The organism is Aquiflexum sp. (genome assembly GCF_041751335.1).
Taxonomy (GTDB): Bacteria; Bacteroidota; Bacteroidia; order Cytophagales; family Cyclobacteriaceae; genus Aquiflexum.
Genome location: NZ_JBGSXS010000105.1, coordinates 1 through 1,766, shown reverse-complemented (window position 1 = coordinate 1,766; position 1,766 = coordinate 1). Strand labels below are relative to the sequence as shown.

3 protein-coding genes are annotated in these 1,766 nt (G+C 35.6%); all 3 read right to left on the bottom strand.

The window, feature by feature from the left end:
- Positions 1-388: 388 nt before the first annotated feature.
- Positions 389-955 carry a hypothetical protein gene (locus tag ACEW8U_RS06040; RefSeq protein ID WP_373521140.1) on the bottom strand — a complete coding sequence of 189 codons (567 nt, stop codon included), beginning with the start codon at positions 953-955 and terminating at the stop codon, positions 389-391.
- The gene (locus ACEW8U_RS06035; RefSeq protein WP_373521139.1) at positions 945-1,430 is read right to left on the bottom strand and encodes an RNA polymerase sigma factor; all 486 of its coding nucleotides are present in this window, start codon (positions 1,428-1,430) and stop codon (positions 945-947) included. The genes ACEW8U_RS06040 and ACEW8U_RS06035 overlap by 11 nt, the downstream gene beginning before the upstream one ends.
- Before the next feature lie 47 nt (positions 1,431-1,477).
- The coding region (locus tag ACEW8U_RS06030) for a hypothetical protein (protein WP_373521138.1) at positions 1,478-1,766 on the bottom strand (289 nt) is incomplete at its 5' end.

Sequence of the window (1,766 nt, the reverse complement as noted above, 5' to 3'; positions counted from 1 at the left end):
TTCAATTTTGAATAATAGGTGATTATGGAGCCAAAATATTGAAAAGTATATTTCATATTTGTAGGTCCATTTGGAAAGGTCAAAACATCTAAAATTCCTGGTCTCAGCTCCCTTTTTATCATGAAGCAATATAATTTTTTTGGGTTTATTTTCTGCACCAAATTTTATCCCTTTGCATAGTATTTAAAACACCAAATTATTCAACTGGTAGTTGAATTTCATTTTAAAATGGTACGAAAATGAGGCTTCAAACATTTATAGCTTTCAAAGTATTTCTAAGATTGGGTAATTTTTTCTCAACACCGCTAGAAGTTTTGATTGTTTACAACCCAATAAGATGGAAATATTAATTTCTGGCACTTATTGGATTACGCTATAACAGGTATCTTTACAGTTCCTCCACCAATTCCTCAAGTTCTTTTAGCCTCTTTCCATAAAGTTTGTTTACCAAGTAAAGGGAGGCAATGAAGAATATGAATAAATATCCTATAACCCCTATCTGCCATGCAAAGGGGAGTTGTAGAAAATAGCTATCTAACCAGCTCATCACAACCAATGCAATTACTGAAAAAACAATAAGGCCAAAATATATCCGGATGGTGAATTTCAGGTGATTTCTTGCCTTGATGAGATTTTTTTGTAAGTCATTTGCATAGTCAATTCCTGAAATCCTTTTCATACTCAGAAACAGACGGACATTTATAGGTATACTGCCTATTAGGACCAATACAAACAACTTGTAGAAGTATGGTTCCAAGCCTCCGTTCAATAAAGCTACAGTGCTGAAGAAAATCACAGATGAAACCATAATCACCATTTCAAAACGGAAATATTTCTTGATTTTTCGCTGTGTACCAGTAACAGCCATCAACTTTTGGTGCAATGCTTCTTCAGAATCTCTTGTTGCCAGGTTATCAGCCTTTTTCCAGATATTTTCTAATTGATCAAAATCCATCTTCAGTCATTATTTTTTTAAGTTTGTCTTTTATTCTGGTCAATCTTACCCCCACATTACTTTCGGTAAATCCAGTAATTTCTCCGATTTCCTTGTAGGACATACCTTCCAAATGCAGCAGTATGACTGATTTTTCTATGTCATTGAGCCCTGCAATTGCAATATACAGCTGTGAAAGTTGGTCGTTATCCTGATGGTCAATTTCACTGTTTTCGATACTTTCCAAACTCACCTCGCTATTTATCACCCTACTCTTACGGTTTTGATACAGCGCGGTATTGAGTGCTACTTTATAGAGCCATGTCGAAAATTTTGAATCCGCTCTGAATTTTGGAAATGCTTTCCAGGCATTGTACAGGCATTCCTGAAAGAGGTCTTCCTGATCATCTCTGTTTTTGGCATAAACCAGACATACTTTCCGAATGATTCGGTGGTTTGTCTTGATTTCTTCAATAAATCTCTGCTGTAAACTCATATGTTTTGGGCACCTGTCCATACGAATGGACAGGTGCCTTTAATACATTATAATTTAGTAGACTGTATGTTGATGGCTTCAAGCGCTTTTTCCAACAAATCAGCATGATCTTTTCCACTGCTAGTCAAAGTGAAAAAAGATTTTGTATCCACTTTAAGTATTGCAATTGATTTGTCCGGTCCTATGACCTTTAAACCTTCAAACCTGCCTGTATTAATAGGAAGTGGATTTTCCGGATTTCCGGATTTCTTTAGTATTCTTTTTATACTACCTTCAGCATCTATTGTAGTGCCATAGGTCCAGTGGTTGACCAAAACTTCTGATAATTCATTGCTT

What these genes read in the sequence shown, in the direction of transcription:
- ACEW8U_RS06040 (WP_373521140.1), bottom strand. Translation starts at nt 955, where the DNA reads ATGGATTTTGATCAATTAGAAAATATCTGGAAAAAGGCTGATAACCTG.
- ACEW8U_RS06035 (WP_373521139.1), bottom strand. Translation starts at nt 1,430, where the DNA reads ATGAGTTTACAGCAGAGATTTATTGAAGAAATCAAGACAAACCACCGA.